The organism is Streptomyces sp. NPDC056061 (assembly GCF_042266885.1).
Taxonomy (GTDB): Bacteria; Actinomycetota; Actinomycetes; order Streptomycetales; family Streptomycetaceae; genus Streptomyces.
In genome coordinates this window covers 51,018-70,104 of record NZ_JBHJWQ010000013.1, presented here as the reverse complement: position 1 = coordinate 70,104, position 19,087 = coordinate 51,018, and the positions used below count along the sequence as shown (strand labels likewise).

12 protein-coding genes are annotated in these 19,087 nt (G+C 71.6%); 2 read left to right on the top strand and 10 right to left on the bottom strand.

Going from position 1 to position 19,087, the window contains the following annotated elements; translation table 11 throughout:
- Positions 1 to 76: 76 nt before the first annotated feature.
- Entirely contained in the window at positions 77 to 589 is a 513-nt protein-coding gene (nrdR, locus tag ACFC79_RS19730; RefSeq protein WP_376241780.1) for a transcriptional regulator NrdR, read from the bottom strand.
- A gap of 607 nt (positions 590 to 1,196) precedes the next feature.
- Here nrdR and lexA point away from each other — a divergent pair.
- On the top strand, positions 1,197 to 1,991 hold the full coding sequence (gene lexA / locus ACFC79_RS19725) for a transcriptional repressor LexA (RefSeq protein WP_376241778.1): 795 nt from the start codon (positions 1,197 to 1,199) through the stop codon (positions 1,989 to 1,991).
- A 263-nt stretch (positions 1,992 to 2,254) separates the two neighbouring features.
- Here lexA and ACFC79_RS19720 read toward each other — a convergent pair whose 3' ends face one another.
- From ACFC79_RS19720 to ACFC79_RS19700, 5 genes are read right to left on the bottom strand one after another with little or no spacing between them, the layout of a single operon-like run.
- Positions 2,255 to 4,225, bottom strand: a complete 1,971-nt coding sequence (locus ACFC79_RS19720; protein ID WP_376241776.1) for an ATP-dependent DNA helicase — start codon at positions 4,223 to 4,225, stop codon at positions 2,255 to 2,257.
- Positions 4,226 to 4,263: 38 nt separating this feature from the next.
- Positions 4,264 to 6,252, bottom strand: coding sequence for an IucA/IucC family protein (locus ACFC79_RS19715; RefSeq protein WP_376241774.1), 1,989 nt, complete (start codon positions 6,250 to 6,252; stop codon positions 4,264 to 4,266).
- Between the two features lie 60 nt (positions 6,253 to 6,312).
- Positions 6,313 to 7,170, bottom strand: coding sequence for a GNAT family N-acetyltransferase (locus ACFC79_RS19710; RefSeq protein WP_376241772.1), 858 nt, complete (start codon positions 7,168 to 7,170; stop codon positions 6,313 to 6,315).
- A 44-nt stretch (positions 7,171 to 7,214) separates the two neighbouring features.
- Positions 7,215 to 9,122 carry an IucA/IucC family protein gene (locus tag ACFC79_RS19705; RefSeq protein ID WP_376241770.1) on the bottom strand — a complete coding sequence of 636 codons (1,908 nt, stop codon included), beginning with the start codon at positions 9,120 to 9,122 and terminating at the stop codon, positions 7,215 to 7,217.
- A 28-nt stretch (positions 9,123 to 9,150) separates the two neighbouring features.
- Positions 9,151 to 10,530: a diaminobutyrate--2-oxoglutarate transaminase family protein gene (locus tag ACFC79_RS19700; RefSeq protein WP_376241768.1), complete on the bottom strand. Its 1,380-nt coding sequence runs from the start codon at positions 10,528 to 10,530 to the stop codon at positions 9,151 to 9,153.
- Positions 10,531 to 10,875: 345 nt separating this feature from the next.
- Here ACFC79_RS19700 and ACFC79_RS19695 point away from each other — a divergent pair, with 345 nt between their 5' ends.
- A complete protein-coding gene (locus ACFC79_RS19695) occupies positions 10,876 to 12,093 on the top strand; it encodes a trypsin-like serine peptidase (protein ID WP_376241766.1) in 1,218 nt (405 codons plus the stop codon).
- Positions 12,094 to 12,568: 475 nt separating this feature from the next.
- On the opposite strand, the gene hflX is transcribed toward ACFC79_RS19695, so the two are convergent.
- From hflX to dapF, 4 genes are all read right to left on the bottom strand, one after another.
- Positions 12,569 to 14,089 (bottom strand): GTPase HflX, encoded by a 1,521-nt coding sequence (hflX, locus tag ACFC79_RS19690; protein ID WP_376241764.1) that lies wholly within the window; start codon positions 14,087 to 14,089, stop codon positions 12,569 to 12,571.
- Positions 14,090 to 14,242: 153 nt separating this feature from the next.
- Positions 14,243 to 15,697 (bottom strand): M1 family metallopeptidase, encoded by a 1,455-nt coding sequence (locus tag ACFC79_RS19685; RefSeq protein WP_376241762.1) that lies wholly within the window; start codon positions 15,695 to 15,697, stop codon positions 14,243 to 14,245.
- A 97-nt stretch (positions 15,698 to 15,794) separates the two neighbouring features.
- Positions 15,795 to 17,918: a RelA/SpoT family protein gene (locus ACFC79_RS19680; RefSeq protein ID WP_376241760.1), complete on the bottom strand. Its 2,124-nt coding sequence runs from the start codon at positions 17,916 to 17,918 to the stop codon at positions 15,795 to 15,797.
- 208 nt (positions 17,919 to 18,126) lie between these two features.
- Entirely contained in the window at positions 18,127 to 18,996 is an 870-nt protein-coding gene (gene dapF, locus ACFC79_RS19675) for a diaminopimelate epimerase (protein WP_376241758.1), read from the bottom strand.
- Positions 18,997 to 19,087 lie beyond the last annotated feature (91 nt).

Here is a 19,087-nt window from a genome sequence, read left to right as displayed (position 1 = left end):
GCGGGACGCCCGGAGCGGGTTCATGAAGTCGCCTGCCGCCGGTCCGTGGCCGTGCCCCGGATTCGGCGGGCGCCGCTCAGTCGGCGGCGACGGCGGGAACGGGGACCTCGACGGCCGCGCCGGTCCCGCTCCCCTCCGTGGGAGGCCGCTGCTCGCGGAGTTCCGCGATGGCGGCCTCGAAGTCCTCAAGTGTGTCGAACGCCCGGTACACGGACGCGAAGCGCAGGTACGCGACGAGGTCGAGTTCCCGCAGGGGGCCGAGGATCGCCAGGCCCACGTCATGGGTGGTCAGCTCGGCACTGCCGGTGGCGCGCACCGCCTCCTCGACCCGCTGGCCGAGCTTGGCGAGGGCGTCCTCGGTGACCGGTCGCCCCTGGCACGCCTTGCGCACCCCGGAGATGACCTTGGTCCGACTGAAGGGTTCGGTCACACCGCTGCGCTTGACCACCATCAGCGAGCAGGTCTCCACCGTCGTGAAACGGCGGGAGCAGTCGGGGCACTGGCGGCGGCGGCGGATCGACGTGCCGTCATCGGTGGTGCGACTGTCGACGACCCGGCTGTCGGGGTGCCTGCAGAAGGGGCAGTGCATGGCTCCCAACCCTCCTTCACAGCACGACTGAACAGCCTCTTCGAGGCCCGTCGGGGCCTCTCGAAGCAATCACAAGCATAGGCGATGGCCGTACCCCCGATGGACCAGGGACCACTACTTCTGGGCGGCCGAGACAATCCAACCACTAGATCTTGGGTTTGGTCGCGCATTCGGCCCTGTAGCGTGTCGCGGTTCGCGGACATCCGGCAGGCAGCCTACGGCCGAGCAAGAGGGTACGGGAACCACCCTGCCGCCGGCATTGCGGGGGCCGTCACGGAACTCGCGCGACGGACCGGGAAATCTCCCGCGTGGCGGCTCCGGCCACCCGGACGCTACCGTGATGATCCGACAGCCCCGCGGGACGCGGCAGCTTCGCACGCGACCCCGCCCACCCGCCACGCGGAAGTCCGCGAGGCCGGGAGGGCCGCTCGCCCGTGCGGGCGACCGCGCGCACCGGCCGTGCATCGACCGCCCCAGATCGCGCATACACCCAGCGATGAGCCAAGGACAGGCTTTTATTCGTTTTTCACTCGAACGTGTGTTTGGCGCAACCTTTCGAAAGCTACTACCGTTGTCCAGCCAGGGAGACCATTCGAGAGGGGCTGACGTGACCACCACCGCAGACAGTGCCACCATCACTGTGCAGGACCGCTCCCAGAGCCGTCTTGAGCCGGTACACGCCATGAATGACCACGTCACGAGCACGGAGGGGCCGGAACCCATGCGCCCAGCACGCTCGCTGCCCGGTCGACCTCCAGGGATCCGGGCGGACAGCTCGGGGCTCACGGACCGGCAGCGGCGGGTGATCGAAGTGATCCGGGACTCCGTGCAGCGGCGTGGCTACCCGCCCTCGATGCGGGAGATCGGCCAGGCGGTGGGGCTGTCCAGCACGTCCTCCGTGGCCCACCAGTTGATGGCACTGGAGCGCAAGGGCTTCCTCCGCCGCGACCCGCACCGCCCGCGGGCGTACGAAGTCCGCGGTTCGGACCAGCCCAGCACGCAGCCCACCGATACGACCGGCAAGCCCGCGGCGTCCTACGTGCCGCTCGTCGGCCGGATCGCGGCCGGCGGTCCGATCCTCGCAGAGGAGTCGGTCGAGGACGTCTTCCCGCTCCCCCGCCAGCTGGTCGGTGACGGCGAACTCTTCGTCCTCAAGGTCGTCGGTGACTCGATGGTCGAGGCGGCGATCTGCGACGGCGACTGGGTCACGGTGCGCCGCCAGCCCGTGGCTGAGAACGGCGACATCGTGGCGGCCATGCTCGATGGCGAGGCCACGGTCAAGCGCTTCAAGCGGGAGGACGGGCACGTGTGGCTGCTCCCCCACAACGCCGCATACCAGCCGATTCCGGGTGACGAGGCGACGATCCTCGGCAAGGTGGTAGCGGTGCTGCGGCGCGTCTGACCGCGCGTCGCTCCTGGCAGGGCCCCGGAGTCCACCGCAGCAGTGCGCTGGTCCCGGGGCTCCCGTACGTCCGCAGCCCCGCGTGAGCAGTCCCGCCTCCGGCGGATGCCCTGCCCCGCTCCGCCCCGAGGAACGAGCAGCCCGGGAACCTGGCCGCGCTCCGCCGTCCCGGCGCCCGCGCGATGGGCGCCGCCCGACCGCTGCTCGGCCGCCCGGCGTGCAGGCGGCCGACAGCATGCGTGACGCTCCGGCCGGATCGTGTCCTACCGCCCGTCGCTCTTGGCCGCCGCGTCGATCGCCGCGAGTGAACGGCGCACCTGGTTGCGATCGGTCGTGTACCAGAAATCGGGCAGCGAGGCGCGCAGATAGCTGCCGTACCTGGCGTTGGCCAGTCGTGGGTCCAGGACCGCGACCACGCCCTTGTCTCCCGTGGCCCGTACGAGCCGGCCGGCACCCTGAGCCATCAGCAGCGCCGCGTGTGTCGCCGCGACAGCCATGAAACCGTTGCCACCGGCCTCCTCCACCGCCTTCTGGCGCGCGCTCATCAGCGGGTCGTCGGGGCGCGGGAAGGGAATCCGGTCCATGACCACCAGCTGGCAGCTCGGGCCGGGGACATCCACGCCCTGCCAGAGCGACAGTGTGCCGAAGAGGCAGGTCCCGGGATCGGCCGCGAAGTTCTTGATCAGCTCGCCCAGCGTCTCCTCGCCCTGGAGCAGAATCGGCTTGTCGAGCCGGCCCCGCAGTTCCTCCGCGGCAGCCTGAGCCGCTCGCATCGAGGAAAACAGCCCGAGCGTGCGCCCGCCGGCAGCCTCCACCAGCTCGGCGAGCTCGTCCAGCATGTCGGTACGGGACGCCTCCCGCCCGGGCGTGGCCAGATGCCGGGCGACGTACAGGATGCCCTGCTTCGGGTAGTCGAACGGCGACCCGACGTCGAGTCCCTTCCACTGCGGGAGGTCGTCGCCCTCGGTGCCCTCGGGTGCGAGTCCGAGCGACGCTCCCACCCCGTTGAAGTCGCCGCCGAGCTTGAGGGTGGCCGAGGTGAGGACGACGGACCGGTCGGCGAAGAGCTTCTCGCGCAGCAGCCCGGAGACCGAGAGCGGGGCGACTCTCAGGGAGGCGCCGAAGCGGTCGTGGCGCTCGTACCAGACCACGTCGTACTCCGAACCCTGGGTGATGCGCTCGGCGACGCCGTGGATCGTCTCCACCGAGGCGAGCGCCTGCTTGCGCACGGCGTCCTCGTCCTGGACGGACTTGTCACGCGTGGCGCCCATGGCCGAGATCACCGTGCGCGCGGCGTCGCGGAGCGCAAGCAGTGCGTAGCCGAGGTCCTCGGGAATCTCCTCCAGGCGGCCGGGGAGCGCCAGCTCCATCACCCGCTCGAAGCCCTCCGACGCCGTCTGCAGGGCGTCGGCGGCCTTCTCGTTCACCAACTTCGCCGCCCGGCGCACGGCCCGGTTGACCTGGCCGGGGGTGAGCTCGCCGGTGGCCGCCCCGGTGACCCTGGAGACCAGCTCATGGGCCTCGTCGATGATCAGCACCTCGTGCTGCGGGAGCACCGGGGCGCCTTCGATGGCGTCGATGGCCAGCAGAGCGTGATTGGTGACGACGACATCGGCGAGCTTGGCCCGCTCACGAGCCGCCTCCGCGAAGCACTCCGCGCCGTAGGCACACTTGGTGGCGCCCAGGCACTCGCGCGAGGAGACGGAGACCTGCGCCCAGGCGCGGTCGGAGACGCCCGGGGTGAGGTCGTCGCGATCCCCGCTCTCCGTATCGTCCGACCAGTCCCGCAGTCGCAGCAGGTCCTGGCCGAGCTTGCTCGACGGGGCCGCCGCCTCGAACTGGTCGAACAGCCCCTCCTCCTCGTCCTGCGGCACCCCTTCGTGGAGCCGGTGCAGACACAGGTAGTTCGAGCGGCCCTTGAGCATGGCGAACTGCGGACGTCTGCGCAGCAGCGGGTGCAGGGCGTCGACCGTGCGCGGAAGATCTCGTTCTACGAGCTGGCGTTGCAGCGCCAGGGTCGCCGTGGCCACCACGACGCGCTCCCCGTGCGCCAGCGCGGGCACCAGATAGCCGAGGGACTTGCCCGTGCCGGTCCCGGCCTGGACGAGCAGATGGGAGTTGTCGTCGACGGCCTCGGCGACGGCCTCGGCCATGGCGGCCTGGCCTGGGCGTTCCGTACCGCCGACGGCGGTCACGGCGGCGTGGAGGAGCTCGGGGAGGGATGGCTTCGTCATAGCCCGACCACCCTACGGGGCGCCACTGACAACGGCGATCACTCCCGGTCGGAATCAACGGGGTGGAGCGGATTCGGGACACTTCCGTGGACGGCCGCGTGCGGGCGCCCCGGGCGGTCGCGGTAGCCGTCCACGTGCAGACGGTTGCGGTTGAGACAGAGGCGGTCGATGCGTGGCGTCAGCATGTCGAACATCTCGAACCGCTCCTTCAGCTCGGGGAAGCGGGCCTGGTACCTCAGGATCTCGGCCCGCACGAGTGACCAGAATTCGTCCTCGGACACTCCCAGTTGTTCCTCGCACAGCGGGGACAGGAAGCGGAAGACGCCGATGAACAGTCCGGCATGGATGAACTGGGTGAGGAAGGACGGCGGCTCGGTGAGCAGGACCTCGCGCACGTCGGCCGGCATGGAGCCGTGTTCCGGCAGCGGCTCGGCGCTGACGTTCACGTCGTCCACGAAGTCCTTGATCGCCAGCCGTACGGGTACGTCCCGGTCGTCGAAGACGACGATGGCGTTCTCGCCGTGCGGGGAGAAGACGGTGCCGTAGCGGTAGAGAAAGTGCAGCAGCGGGGGCAGCAACGCGGCGAACAGCCGGGTCAGCCATATGGCCGGGGCGAGCCCGGAGCGGGTGACGAGCTCGGCCGTGAAGGCACGCCCGCGCGGATCGGTGTGCAGCAGAGAGGCGAGGGTACGGGCGCGTTCGCCGCCCGCGAGCCGGGGCTGGAGCGGTTCTCGCCAGATGGCGCCGAGGATCTCCTTGAACTGGTACGGCGTCTCCGGCAAGTGGTCGTAGAGCGGGTGCTCCACGGTCACGGAGGCGACCTCGCCGAGCAGGATGACCCCGCAGGTGTCGCGCAGATAGGCGTCCCGGTCGCACAGTCCCTGGACCCAGGCGGTGACGGCCGGGGCCGCGAGGGTGCGCTCCGTCGGCAGTCCCCGCCACACCAGGGTGTTGAGGATCGACAGCGGCAGCTTCACGGTGTGCCGGTCGGGGCGGGCCGTGTTGACGAAGGTGCGGATGGACTGCTGCGGCAACCGGAGGTCGCCGTCGGTGTGGAGCGGCACGATGTCGCCCGAGGCGATGGCCGGGGCGAAGACCGGAACGATCCATTCGTCCCACTGCCAGGGATGCACGGGCAGACAGAGGTAGTGCTCGGGATCGAGGCCGCGGGCGCGGAGCACGGCGGCGAAGGAGTCACGGACGGCCGGGTCGAGTTCCCGGGCGTACAGCTGTTCCGGCGCGGTCAGGCCGTTCACGCCCCGGTAGGCGGCGATCCGGGTGGAGACCGCGATCCACGGTAGTCGCACGGGGGTGCGGGCCTCGGGTGTGTAACGGGACGCATCGGTGGCCGAGAAGCCGAGGCGGCCCTTGTTGGCGACGAGCCACGGGTGGCCGGTCTGGTGGCCCTCCAGCTCGGCGTAGTCGAGTTCGGCGAGCCGGGCGGCGGGGAGCGCGGTGTGGTCGAGCCGGGCGTCGGCGGCGAGGGTGGTGGTGACCTCGCGGATGAGGTGGCCGAGCGTGGCGCCGTCGATCCCGAGGAGACGACGGGCACGGGCGAGGAACCGCAGCGGATCACGGAATGGGACCGCGTCGGCGGCCGGGTTCCGGAGCGGTTCGGCGGGCGAGCCCCGGTCGTCGTCGCCCGACGGTCCGGGCGGAGTGTCCCGGGTGCCTGCGGGGAACCGGTCCCCCGCCTCGTGCCGCTCGTCGTCGTCGACGGTTCCGGCCGGTGCGTCCGGGGCGGACCTTTGGAGTTCCCCGATCGAGTCGGGGACGACGAGCCAGTCCCCGTAGACGCCTCGCCGCGCCTCGAACACCAGGATCCCTCCGTCGTCCAGGCCGAGCGCGTACGTATCGGCGCCGTCGGCCCGGCGCGCCGGCTCGATGACTTCCTCGTAGGCGAATTGCCCGAGCATCTTGGCGAGCAGTCGGACGGCGGCTCCCTCCCAGGCCGTCCGGTTCAGTTCGGGTGTCCGGAGCAGCGCGGCGGACTCCGTCGAATCATTGCGCGCGGGATATGTAGGCACGGGGACTCCTCGGGATGGAACCGATGGGGTTCGAGCGGTGTATGTATCGCAGTGGTTCGTTCACAGTTGGTCACGGTGGCTTCGGTCGCGGACCATCAGGGCGGCTCGTTTGTCGGGGAGCTCGATCTCCGCGAAGAAGCGGAAGCCGGCGCTCATGAAGGCGGAGACGGACGGGGTGTTGCGCAGGTCGGGCTCTGCGACCACCCGCGCGCACAGGGGGCGGTTGTCGAGCACGAGGTCGGAGACGGCCCTGAGCAGGGTGGTGCCCAGTCCGCGTCCGCGGTGGTCGACACCGCCGATGAGCAGGTGGATTCCGGTGTCGTGCGGGCGTGCCGGGTAGTGGCGGGCCAGTGGATCGAGATCCGCGCGGTAGATCTCCCAGTAGCTCATGGGGATGCCTGCCAGCACGCCCAGGCACGGGAGGCTGCGTCCGTCGCCGTCGAGTTGGGGACGCAGGTGGTCGGCGGTGACCGCTTCGGTTCCGGCGAGTTCCCAGAACGCGGCGACCGCCGGGTCGTTCATCCAGCGGCTGATGAGGGCGAGGTCGCGTTCCAGTCGTACGGGGACGAGCTGGAAGACACCGGCCGGGGTGGTGACGGGCCCCCACTCGGCGGGCCGGTCCAGCAGGCGGGAGGAAACCGCCCTTCCCTCCGCCGTTCCCGGGACTCCCGCCGGGTCCGCACCGCCGCCCGGTGCCGACGGCACGGACGACGCGGACCGCACCGATGACACCGGCGCGTCCGGTGCCGGGGCCTGCACCCGGGCCGTCGCGGCGGGCCCCGTCTCCTCCCCGCCCCCGAGGAGGCCGAGGAGTTCTTCGGGGAGCGGCAGGTCCAGGGTGTCCTCGGCGCCGGTGTCGGTGCCGGTCTGTGGGGCAGCTCCGGTACCGGCGCCGGTGGGTACCTCGGCGGGAGTCACGGTGACGTTCTCCTCTCGGTGGTTCAGGCGGAGTTCATGGACCTTCAGCCGTGCAACGGGTTGGCGATGGTGACGTAGACGGACTGGGTGTCGACGGGACCGACGAGTTCGTCGAGGCCGTGCAGCCGGGTCAGCAGGTTGGCCTTGCACCGCAGGTGCGCGTGGTCCAGGAGGTGACCGGGCAGGGGGGAACCGAGCCCGGTCGCCGAGACGAGGAACCTGCGGAACGCCGCGATGAGGACCTGTTCGTCGCCGAGGCGCTGGGCGCCGAAGGCCCCGATCAGCCCGAAGACGTTGTTGATGCCGAGGTAGTAGGCGAAGCGTTCGTCGGTGACGGCGTCGGAGACGAAGGTGTCGCTGACCGTGCCGATGCCGGGGAGGCGGCGCTCCAGCACGGCGCGGTGGGACTCGCGGAAGTAGTAGCCCTGGTTGTCCCGGTACCGGCCGCCGACGGGCCAGCCGTGGTGGTCGAGCAGGACCAGGGTGTTCTGCTGGTGCGCCTCGAGTGCCACGCCCGCGTGGGCGTCGAGCCAGAGCACGGGGCGCACGACACGGTCGAGGTAGCGCAGGAACCATTCGGTGGCCACGGCTCCGACGGGCCTTCCGGTGGCGGCCGCCAGGGAGAGCACGGCCGCGGCGAGGCGCGAGTGCATGCCGGTCCGGCCCGGCCAGGGGCGCGGCGCGGTCAGCGCGGCGACGCAGACGGCGTCGTCCTGCGGACCGAACGGGTTGTGCCGGAGCATCACGTCGAGTCCGGTGACGGGTTCGCCGTCCGGGCCGTCGACGGCGAGCCATGCGGGATCGCGGACGATGTCGAAGCCCGGGTGGGCGGCGTGCCACTGCGCGGCGAGTCCGGTCCGCAGCAGCCGGTGGACCTCCACTCCTCGATGGAGTTCCTTGCGGAGGTTCTCGCGGCGGGAGTTGGTGATGCGCAGGCCGAGGGAAAGCTTGAGCATGACCTCGGCACCGGGCCGGTGCACGGTGCGGACGGACGAGGTGGGGTACCAGTGGCCACCGTGCGGTCCGAGGTCGTGGAGGAGCCCGGCGTCGAGCAGCGCGGCGGCTTCGGGGCGGTGCGCCAGGTCGCGTGCCTGCCAGGGGTGGAGCGGCAGTGGCGCGGTGTTCGCGGGGAGCCGCAGCCCTTCGGCCCGTGCGGCGAGCAGTTCCGCGGCGGATACCGGGCGGCCCCGGTCCGTCCAGGCGGAGTCGGTGGCCAGGACGGACCGGTCGACGGCCATCCAGTGCAGGGGGAAGGAGCCGTGCGACTCGGGCGAGTAGCGGCGGGATTCGGCGTCGGAGAGGCCCTCGCGGCTCTTGGGCGTGGGATGGAGCGGATGGCCGAGGAGCAAGGACTGTTCGGCGGCGAGGAAGAGGTCCGCCTCCGCGGGGGCCTCGGGGGCACGGCGTCGTTCCGCGATGAACCCGGCGGTGCGCCGTACCGAGTCGGCGACCCGGGCGACCATGTCGGCCCCCTCGTCGCGGTCTGCCTCGCGGCCGAGCAGCGCCGCGACGGTGACGGCGTCGACGGAGGGAGCCCCTGCGGGAGCCCCCTCCAGGGCGGGCACGCCGAATCGGTGCCACCCGGTGGCGGACCAGTGCACGACGGGAACGAGCAGCGCCGTCCCGCTCGCGGGTAGGGGGATGCGCAGTACGTGCGTCTCCGGACGGGTCCGGCCGCTCTCCCGGACCCAGCAGCGGAGCAGGTTCTCGACGCCCGCCGTGTCGGCGGCGCGCAGCGGGTCCGGATGGTCGAGCGGGTCCGGATGGCCGAAGTGGTGGACCGGTGCCGCACCGACGTCCATGGCCGGTGCGACGGTGTACTGCTCGTCGTGCGGAGCTGCCTTCTGACGCGGCACGGTGTGCTCGGCGACGAGGTTTCCGGTGTGTCCGGCCTGTGCCGACTGCGGCATGGGGAGAGGGCCGTCGGCCTCGGGCGCGGGAGTGGGGTTCACAGCGGTCTTCCTTGTGATGGTGGCCGGGTCAGAGGATCGACCCGGTCGCGATCCGGCGGTGCGGCAGCCGCTCGGCGGCCGCCAGGGCGTCGGCTAGGCGGTCCACGACCGCTGTTGCCTGTTCGTCGGTGAGGGTCAGGGGCGGAAGGAGCCGAACGACGGTGGAGTGGCGTCCGCCGAGTTCGACGATGAGTCCGCGGCGCAGGCATTCCTGCTGGACGGCGGCGGCGAGGGCGGGGGCGGGCGGTGGTTCGGGGCTGCCGTCCGGGGCCGGGACGCCGGGATCGACGAGTTCCACCCCGATCATCAGTCCCCGGCCCCGGACGTCCCCGATGCAGGGGTGTTCCGTCGCCAGCCCCTGGAGGCGGGCGAGCATGCGGGCGCCGAGCGTCGCCGCGCGCTCGGCGAGCCGGTTCTCCCGGACGAAGGAAAGGGTGGCCGTGCCGGCGGCCATCGCGAGCTGATTGCCCCGGAAGGTGCCTGCGTGGGCACCGGGCTGCCAGGTGTCGAGATCGGAGCAGTAGACGATCACGGCGAGCGGGAGGGAGCCGCCGATGGCCTTGGACAACACCATCACGTCGGGGGTGATCCCGCTGTGCTCGACGGCCCAGAAGGCGCCGGTGCGGCCGACGCCCGTCTGGACCTCGTCGGCGATCAGGGGGACGGACCGGGAGCGGGTGATCTCGCGCATGCGGCGCATCCAGTCGTCGGGGGCGGGGTTCACCCCGCCCTCCCCCTGCACGGGTTCGAGGATCATCCCGGCCGGTGCGGGAACGCCGCCCTTGGGGTCGTCGAGGAGATTCTCGGCCCACCGGGCGGCGGTCTCCGCGCCGCGCTCGCCGCCGATGCCGAAGGGGCAGCGGTAGCTGCGCGGGAAGGGCAGCCGGGTCACCCGCACGTCCTCGGCACCGCCGGAGGCGGCCAGGGCGCCCGCGGTCATCCCGTGGTAGGCGCCGGTGAAGGCGAGGAGTCCGTCACGGCCGGTGGCGGCGCGGACCAGCTTGAAGGCCGCTTCGACGGCATCCGTTCCGGCGGGTCCGCAGAACTGGATCCGGGCGTCGTCCGCGAACTCCCCCGGCAGAGTGGCGAACAGCTCCGTGGTGAAGGCGTCCTTGACCGGCGTGGCGAGATCGAGGACGTGCAGCGGCGCACCCGAGTCGAGCACCTTCTTGATGGCCTCCAGGACCACCGGGTGGTTGTGGCCGAGGGCGAGCGTGCCCGCTCCGGAGAGGCAGTCGAGGTATCGCCGCCCGTCCGCGCCCTCGATGGTCATCCCCCGGGCCCGGACCGGAACGATCGGCAGGGAGCGCGCGTAGGTACGGGCGGCGGACTCGCGCATCGACTGGCGGCGCAGGATCCCCTCATGCACCGCCGGTGCTGCCACCGGAGCTGGTTCGGTCACGGCCACGGCTGTCGGTCCTCCCGCTGTAACGGTTGCGTCGCGCGTCCGGCGCGTCGGTGTGACGCGCCGGTGTCGGGGACGGACCGGGGAACGAACGCCGGCCCCGCGGTCCCTCGTACGTACCAACGACGCCGGGCGCCGCGGATCACGGGCGTATCCGAAGATCCTTGCGGAGGTGGAACCACGGACCTGCCTCATGTCGTCCCCATCGGCACCGGCATAGTGGGGGGCCGCACGGAGCACTCGGGCAGTTCATCGGATTTCCACAGGGCGTTCGAGAAGGGCGGTCCGGATCAGTGCCGAAGTGCGGTACCGAAGTGTTGAGTTACGAAGTCCCAGGGGGATCACCACATGCGACTCATTCGACCGGCGCGCGCCGCACGGCAGGGGGGCGCACGCCGCACGCGCTCCTCGGCGCTCACGGTGGCAGCGGTCACCGCCGTCCTCGCGCTCACCGCCACCGCCTGCGGTCCGGAAGAAGACACGGGTGCCCAGCCGGGCAATGCCGCGAGCCAGGCGTCGGACGGCAAGATCACCATCCCGGACGACCTGAAGGACCGGCTCAAGGAGCACGGGATCGACGTCGACCGGTGGCGGAACGGCGAGTGGAAGAACTGGGACAAGGACAAGTGGCTGCGTGAGGCCAAGGACTTCGTCAATCCGATCATCGAGGACCTCTGGGACCCGGACCGGATGCGCGACGCGGACAAGTCGCCCGAGAAGCCGGTCGACAACGACATCTCGGGCGACACCGGTGTGACGGACCCGACGCCCGCACCGGTTCAGGCCGTCGGTGTCGCGACTCCGTACCACGCCAACGCCGCGGAGTCCGGGAAGCTGCTCTTCGACAGCCCCGAGGGTTCCATGGTGTGCTCCGCGACCGTGGTGCAGGACCCGGCGCACCCCGGCAAGTCCAACCTGGTGTGGACGGCGGGGCACTGCGTGCACGCCGGGAAGAAGGGCGGCTGGTACCGCAATATCGCCTTCGTTCCCTCCTACAACAACCAGGGCATGTCGCTCACCGAACTCAAGAAGGCGACGAAGCAGCAGATCGCCCCCTACGGCGTGTGGTGGGGCCAGTGGGCACAGACCTCCGACCAGTGGATCTCGCAGGGTTCCTCGGTGGGCGGGCAGGGCGCCCCGTACGACTTCGCGGTGCTGCACGTCACGCCGGAGAAGGGTTCGACGGGCAAGTCACTGGAGGAGACGGTCGGATCCGCGCTGCCCGTCGAGTTCGACGCCCCGGCCGTGCCCAAGATCGACACCATGACCGCGACCGGATTCCCGGCGGCTCCGCCGTACGACGGCCAGAAGGCGTTCCAGTGCGCGGGCAAGCCGGGCCGGCTGTCGCTGACGGCGCAGGACCCGACGATGTACCGCATCGGCTGCACCATGACCGGCGGCTCCTCCGGCGGCGGCTGGGTCGCGCCCGGCCGGGACGGCAAGCCCGCGCTGGTGTCGAACACCTCCATCGGGCCGGTGCAGGCCGGATGGCTGGCCGGGCCGCGACTCGGCAAGGAGGCCAAGGGCGTCTACGAGGCGGTCAGCAAGAAGTACGCGGGACAGTGACGAAGGGCCTTGTGTCCCTGCGGCGGTGACGGCGACGTCGGTTCGGCACCACCGGTGACGGTGGACAGGGCCCCGTGCGGCACCCGCCCACGGGGCCCCCACCGTCCGGCCGCGATCACCGCGGCCGGAACCGGGCCCGGTCCTGGGCGGACGCACGGCCCGCTCCGCCATGGGGCGGGCACACGTACACGACGGATCCGGCCGCCGCTCCGCGTGACTCACTCATGGCGATTCGGGACGGCGGCCGGTTCGGGCGGGGTGACGACGGCGGCTTCGCGCCGGTTTCGACGACTCCGTCGGCCCGGTGGCCTCGGGCCGGTTCCCCGGTTCCCCGGTACCCGCCCCGGCCGGGGCGCAGGGCGCCTTCGACGCGATGAGCAGGAGGTCCGCCCGCCGACGGCGGCAGGCGATGGATCATGCCGGAGGCCCGTTCCCCGGGTGGGGAACGGGCCTCCGGTCCGTGCGGGGTCGGCCGTCAGTGCGCCACGGGGACGAACGCGGAGAGCTCCGCGGCCAGTTCCTCGTGGACCCGGGCCCTGAGCAGGGTGCCCTCCGACGTGTGCTCCTCGGAGATCACCTCGCCCTCGGCGTGCACCCGGGAGACGAGACCGCCCCGGGTGTAGGGCACGAGCGCCTCGATCTCGACCGACGGCCTGGGCAGTTCGGTGTCGATCAGGGCGAGCAGTTCCTCGATGCCGTCACCGGAGCGTGCCGAGACCGCGATCGCGTGCTTCTCGACGCGCAGCAGGCGCTGGAGCACCAGCGGGTCGGCGGCATCCGCCTTGTTGACCACCACGATCTCGGGCACGTTCACCGCGCCGACGTCGCGGATCACCTCGCGCACCGCGGCCAGCTGCTCCTCCGGTGCCGGGTGGGAGCCGTCCACCACGTGCAGGATCAGGTCGGACTCTCCGACCTCCTCCATGGTGGAGCGGAACGCCTCGACGAGGTGATGCGGCAGGTGCCGGACGAACCCGACGGTGTCCGCGAGGGTGTAGATCCGGCCGCTCGGTGTCTCGGCCCGGCGCACGGTCGGGTCCAGGGTGGCGAACAGCGCGTTCTCCACCAGGACGCCGGCCCCGGTGAGGCGGTTGAGCAGCGAGGACTTGCCCGCGTTGGTGTAGCCGGCGATGGCGACCGAGGGCACCTTGTTGCGCTTGCGCTCCTGGCGCTTGATCTCGCGGCCGGTCTTCATCTCCGCGATCTCCCGGCGCATCTTCGCCATCTTCTCGCGGATCCGTCGCCGGTCGGTCTCGATCTTGGTCTCACCGGGACCACGGGTGGCCATGCCGCCCCCGCCGCTGGAGCCGCCGCCGCCCATCTGGCGGGAGAGCGACTGACCCCAGCCGCGCAGGCGCGGCAGCATGTACTGCATCTGCGCCAGCGAGACCTGCGCCTTGCCCTCGCGGGACTTGGCGTGCTGGGCGAAGATGTCGAGGATCAGGGCGGTCCGGTCGACCACCTTGACCTTGACGACGTCCTCCAGGTGGATCAGCTGGCCGGGGCTGAGCTCACCGTCGCAGACGACGGTGTCGGCCCCCGATTCGAGGACGATGTCACGCAGTTCGAGTGCCTTGCCGGAACCGATGTAGGTGGCCGGGTCCGGCTTGTCACGGCGCTGGTATACGGCGTCGAGCACCATGGCTCCGGCCGTCTCGGCCAGCGCGGCGAGCTCCGCGAGGGAATTCTCCGCGTCGCGGGCGGTCCCCGAGGTCCAGACACCGATCAGCACCACGCGCTCCAGGCGCAGCTGCCGGTACTCGACCTCGGTGACGTCCTCGAGCTCGGTGGAGAGTCCCGCGACACGCCGCAGCGCGGCGCGCTCGGAGCGGTCGAACTGTTCGCCGTCCCGCTCCGTGTCGATCTCGTGGCTCCAGGCGACGTCCTCTTCCATCAGGGCGTCGGCCCGGAGGCCCTCGGTGAGGCTCTCGGTGACATTCTCCGTGGCACTCCGCGCATTCCGCGCGTCCTGGGGAAGGGAAGAAGAGGAGGTCATTGGATCCTTACGTCGATGGAAGTCCGTTACATCAGTCACAACGTGTGACCTCTCACGATGATTCCCCGCCTGACGAATCGGGCGGAATCACCGGTCCGGTCGCCGTGGCGACCCGTCGATAGTGGCATGCGCCGTCGGACACGTCACCCGGGTTTATCGCCGGTCGGCCGGTGTCGCACTGTGCCAGCGGGGGCGCCCGGGCATTGGCGGGGTCTTCGCGCCGTACAGCCAGCCGTCGAGGAACGGCGTCAGGTCACGGCCCGCCACCTGCGACGCCAGCCGGACGAAGTCCTCGGTGTCCGCGTTGGCGTCCCGGTGCTTCCTCACCCAGCTCCGCTCCAGCCGGTCGAAGGCGCTCGCGCCGATCTCCTGGCGCAGCGCGTACAGGACCAGTGCGCTGCCGTCGTAGACCACCGGCCGGAACAGGCTGAGCTTCTGGCCGGGGGCTGGGGCGTCGGGGCGGGCCGGCGGACCGCCGACGGCGCGCCAGCCGTCGGACCTGACGTAGGCGTCGTGCATCCGGCTCTCCAGCGACTCGCCGCCGTGCTCCTCCGCGTAGCGGGCCTCGTACCAGGTGGCGTGCCCCTCGTTGAGCCAGAGATCGGACCAGCCGAGCGGGGAGACGCTGTCGCCGAACCACTGGTGGGCGAGTTCGTGCACCATGATCGATTCGACGTACCACGCGGGGTAGTTGTTCCCGGCGAACAGGGACCGCTCGAAGAGCGAGAGCGTCTGGGTCTCCAGCTCGAAGCCGGTATCGGTGTCGGCGACGAGCAGTCCGTACCTGCCGAAGGGGTAGCGGCCGACCTGCTCCTCCATCCAGGCGAGTTGGCCGGGCGTCCGCGCGAGCCAGGGTTCCAGCAGCTCGCGGTCGGCGCTCGGAACCACGTCGCGCACCGGCAGCCCGTGCGGTCCCGTGCGGTGGAGGACGGTGGAAGTCCCGATGCCGACCTGGGCCAGTTCGGTGGCCATGGGGTGTTGGGTCCGGTACGTCCAGGTGGTGTCGGCTCCGTGCCGGACCTTGCCGACGGGCAGGCCGTTGGCGACCACGGTGATGTCCTTGGGCGCGGTGATCCGGAAGGTGAAGTACGCCTTGTCGGCGGGGTGGTCGTTGCCAGGGAAGACGCGGTGCGCGGCGTCGGCCTGGTTGGCCATGACCAGGCCGTCGGCGGTGCGCACCCAGCCTCCGCTCTCCCGGTCGCCGCTCGGATCGCTGGTGTGGTGGACGGTGATGCGCAGCGGCACCCCGGCCGGGAGGCGGCCGACCGGCCGGACGACCAGGTCCTCGTCCGCCGTGGCGAAGTCGGCCCGCAATCCGTTGACTTCGACGCTGCGGACGGTGCCGTGGGTGAAGTCCAGGTTGATCCGGTCCAGCGGTTCGGTGGTCCGGGCCTCGATGGTGGTGACGGCATCCAGCGGTGCGCTGTTGCTGCCGTGGTAGGTCAGCCCGATGTCGTATGCGAGGACGTCGTATCCGGGATTGCCGAGGTGGGGAAAGAGCGGGTCGCCGATGCCGAGCGGCACGGGTGTCGGAAGGGCTGCGGCGACGAGGGCGGCCGATGCGGTGGCCAGCAGGGCGGCCCGCAGACGGCGGGAGATGAACGGCATGAACTACCGCTACCAGCGACTCGGGGCCGGGCGGGCGCGGCACGCGCCGCACCACTCGAACGAGTCCGCTGCGGCGGATGGTGCTCCGCTCCCGGGGTCAGAGGGCCGCCGCGGGGTGGCGGGCCCGGTTCACGTCGTAGACCCCGGGCACGTCGCGCATGGCGCGCATCAGTGCCGGCAGACCGGCGGCGTCGGGGAGTTGCAGGGTGTAGGTGTGCCGGACACGTTGCTCGCTCGGCGGTTCGACGGTGGCGGAGACGACTGCCGCGCCCGCGGTCGCGATCGCCTCGGTGAGGTCGGCGAGCAGCCCGGGGCGACCGAATGATTCGGCGGTCAGGGTAACCCGGCACCCGGCCGCCTCGCCCCAGCTCACACCGACCGGTGCCCGGCCGGTGGACCGCATCCGGACCGCTGCCGGGCACTCCCGCCGGTGCACGGTGACCACGCCGCCGCGGACGAGGAATCCGGTGATGTCGTCGGGGGGTACGGGGGTGCAGCAGCCCGCCAGGCGCACGGCTCCCGGCCGGTCCGCCACGGCACTCGTGGCGCCGGATCCGGGCCGGTGGTCGCCCCCGGCCGCGGTGTCGGCCTGGGGCTGCGGCTCGGGCCGGGTCCCGGCGGGGCCACTGCCGTGCGGCCCCTGGAGGGCCTCCGGATGGGCGTCCAGCCAGCCGGTGATGGAGATGCGGGCGGCGGGGGTCCGGGCATGGTCGAGCCAGGCGGGCGAGGGACCGGATCCGGCGTCCTCGGCGAGCAGCGGCTGCACCGTGTCACCGTCGTTCAGCACGGTGCCCAGGGTGGCCAGTCGGCCGTTGACCCGGGCCCCGATGCAGTCGTGCGCCCCGTCCCCGTACTGCGCGTAGGCGGCGTCGACGCAACTGGCCCCGGCGGGCAGTCCGAGCGTGCCGCCGTCGGTGCGGAAGACGGTGATCTCCCGGTCCTCGGCGAGGTCGGCGCGGAGTGTGGTCCAGAAGGTGTCGGGGTCCGGGGCCGACTGCTGCCACTGGAGGAGTCTGGAGAGCCAGCCGGGCCGGGTCGGGTCGGCGCGTTCGCCGTCGGCGGGTTCGGCGGCCTGGGCCGCGGAGCCGTGGTCCGCGGCGTACGGATTGCCGAGGGCGATGACGCCCGCCTCGGCGACCCGGTGCATCCGGTGCGTGCGGATGAGGACTTCCGCCACGGCGCCCTCGGGGCCGACGACCGCGGTGTGCAGCGACTGGTAGAGGTTGAACTTGGGGGCGGCGACGAAGTCCTTGAACTCGGAGATCACCGGGGTGAAGCAGGTGTGGAGTTCGCCGAGCACGGCATAGCAGTCGGCGTCCTCGCCGACGAGGACGAGGAGCCGCCCGAAGTCGGTGCCGCGCAACTCGCCGCGTTTGATCCGGACCCGGTGCACGGAGAGGTGGTGGCGGGGTCTGATGAGCACGTCGGCCGGGATGCCGGCCTCGCGCAGGACCGCGGCGACGTTCTCGGCGATGCCTGCGAGCGGGTCCGGGCCGGCGGCGGCGATCAGCGCGCGGGTCCGTTCGTACTCCTCGGGGTGCAGGATCGCGAAGACGAGGTCCTCGAGTTCGGTCTTGAGGGCTTGGACGCCGAGCCGTTCGGCCAGCGGGATCAGCACGTCGCGGGTGACCTTGGCGATCCTCGCCTGCTTCTCCGGGCGCATCACTCCGAGGGTCCGCATGTTGTGCAGGCGGTCGGCGAGTTTGATCGACATCACCCGGACGTCGTCGCCGGTGGCGACCAGCATCTTGCGGAAGGTTTCGGGTTCGGCCGCGGCGCCGTAGTCGACCTTCTCCAGCTTCGTGACGCCGTCGACGAGGTAGCCGACCTCCTCGCCGAACTGCTCCCGCACCTGATCGAGCGTCACGTCGGTGTCCTCCACGGTGTCGTGGAGGAGCGAGGCGGTCAGGGTCGTGGTCTCGGCGCCGAGTTCGGCGAGGATCAGGGTGACTGCGAGCGGGTGGGTGATGTAGGGCTCGCCGCTCTTGCGCATCTGTCCGCGGTGCGAGGACTCGGCCAGCACGTAGGCGCGGTGCAGCAGGGAGAGGTCGGCGTCCGGGTGGCGGGCCCGGTGCGCCTCGACGACATGGCCGATCGCGGCGGGCAGCCGGTCACGGGGGACGGCCCCGAGCAGGGCGACGCGGCCGAGCCTGCGGAGGTCGATCCGGGGACGGCCCCGCCTGCGGGTGGGAACACCTGGTTTGGCGGCCTCTGCGCTCATGGGGCACCTCCGGCGACGTCGACCGGCGAGGGAAAGGTGCGGTCGCGCCTCCGGGCCGGTGCTTGATGCTACCGAGCCCACCACGTGGCGGAGTCCCCCTCTCGCCCAGCGTGAAACGGATCACCCATTCGAGCGAAGTCGTGCTCCCTTCCGTTTCGGCGCGCCGGGAGCCGCCCGGTCGTTTCGCGCGGAGGCCCCGGGGGCGGTGTCAGGGGCGCGGGGCCGACCAGTCAGGATCGATGACTCCCTCGGCGACGATCACGGCGGCACCGGTCATCTCGATCTCGCCGTCCGGCTGTTCGGTGATGACGAGGGTGCCGCCGGGCAGGTCGACGGTGTACGTGACCGGGGTGCCGGTCTGCGCCGGGTCCGTGCCGTCCCTGCGGGCCGTCGCGACGGCCACGGCACAGGCACCCGTGCCGCAGGAGCGGGTCTCGCCCGAGCCGCGCTCATGGACGCGCATGGCCACATGGCGCGGCCCGCGGTCGACGACGAACTCGATGTTGACGCCGTCGGGGTACACGGACGCGGGGCTGTACGGCGGTACGGACAGGAGGTCTCCGGCGTGTGCCAGGTCGTCGACGAAGGCGACGGCGTGCGGATTTCCCATGTTCACGTTGCGGGCGGGCCAGCTGCGGCCGCCCAGATCGACCGTGACGCCGTCCTCGGGCAGGATCGCGCGCCCCATGGAGACGGTGATGTCGCCGTTCTTGGCGAGGTGCACCCGCTTCACACCGCCCCGGGTCGCGACGGCGAGGTCGCCCTCCTCGGCGTGTCCGGCGCGCTGGAGGTAGCGGGCGAAGACGCGGACGCCGTTGCCGCACATCTCGGCGATCGAGCCGTCGGCGTTGCGGTAGTCCATGAACCACTCGGCCTCGCCCGCCATGGTCCGTGCCTCGGGATGCGCGGCGGACCGCACGACGTGCAGCAGCCCGTCCCCGCCGACACCGGCCCGGCGGTCGCACAGGCGGGCGACGAGGGTGGCGGGCAGGTCCAGGGCGTTGTCCGGGTCGGGAACGATCACGAAGTCGTTCTCGGTGCCGTGGCCCTTGAGGAAGGCGATCTGCGAGGTGCTCACAGGGCAACTGTACGAGGCGGCACCGACAACCGCCGAAACCGGGCCGATGGGCGATCGCCGCCGGAACGGGACGGAGGGGCCGTCCGCACGG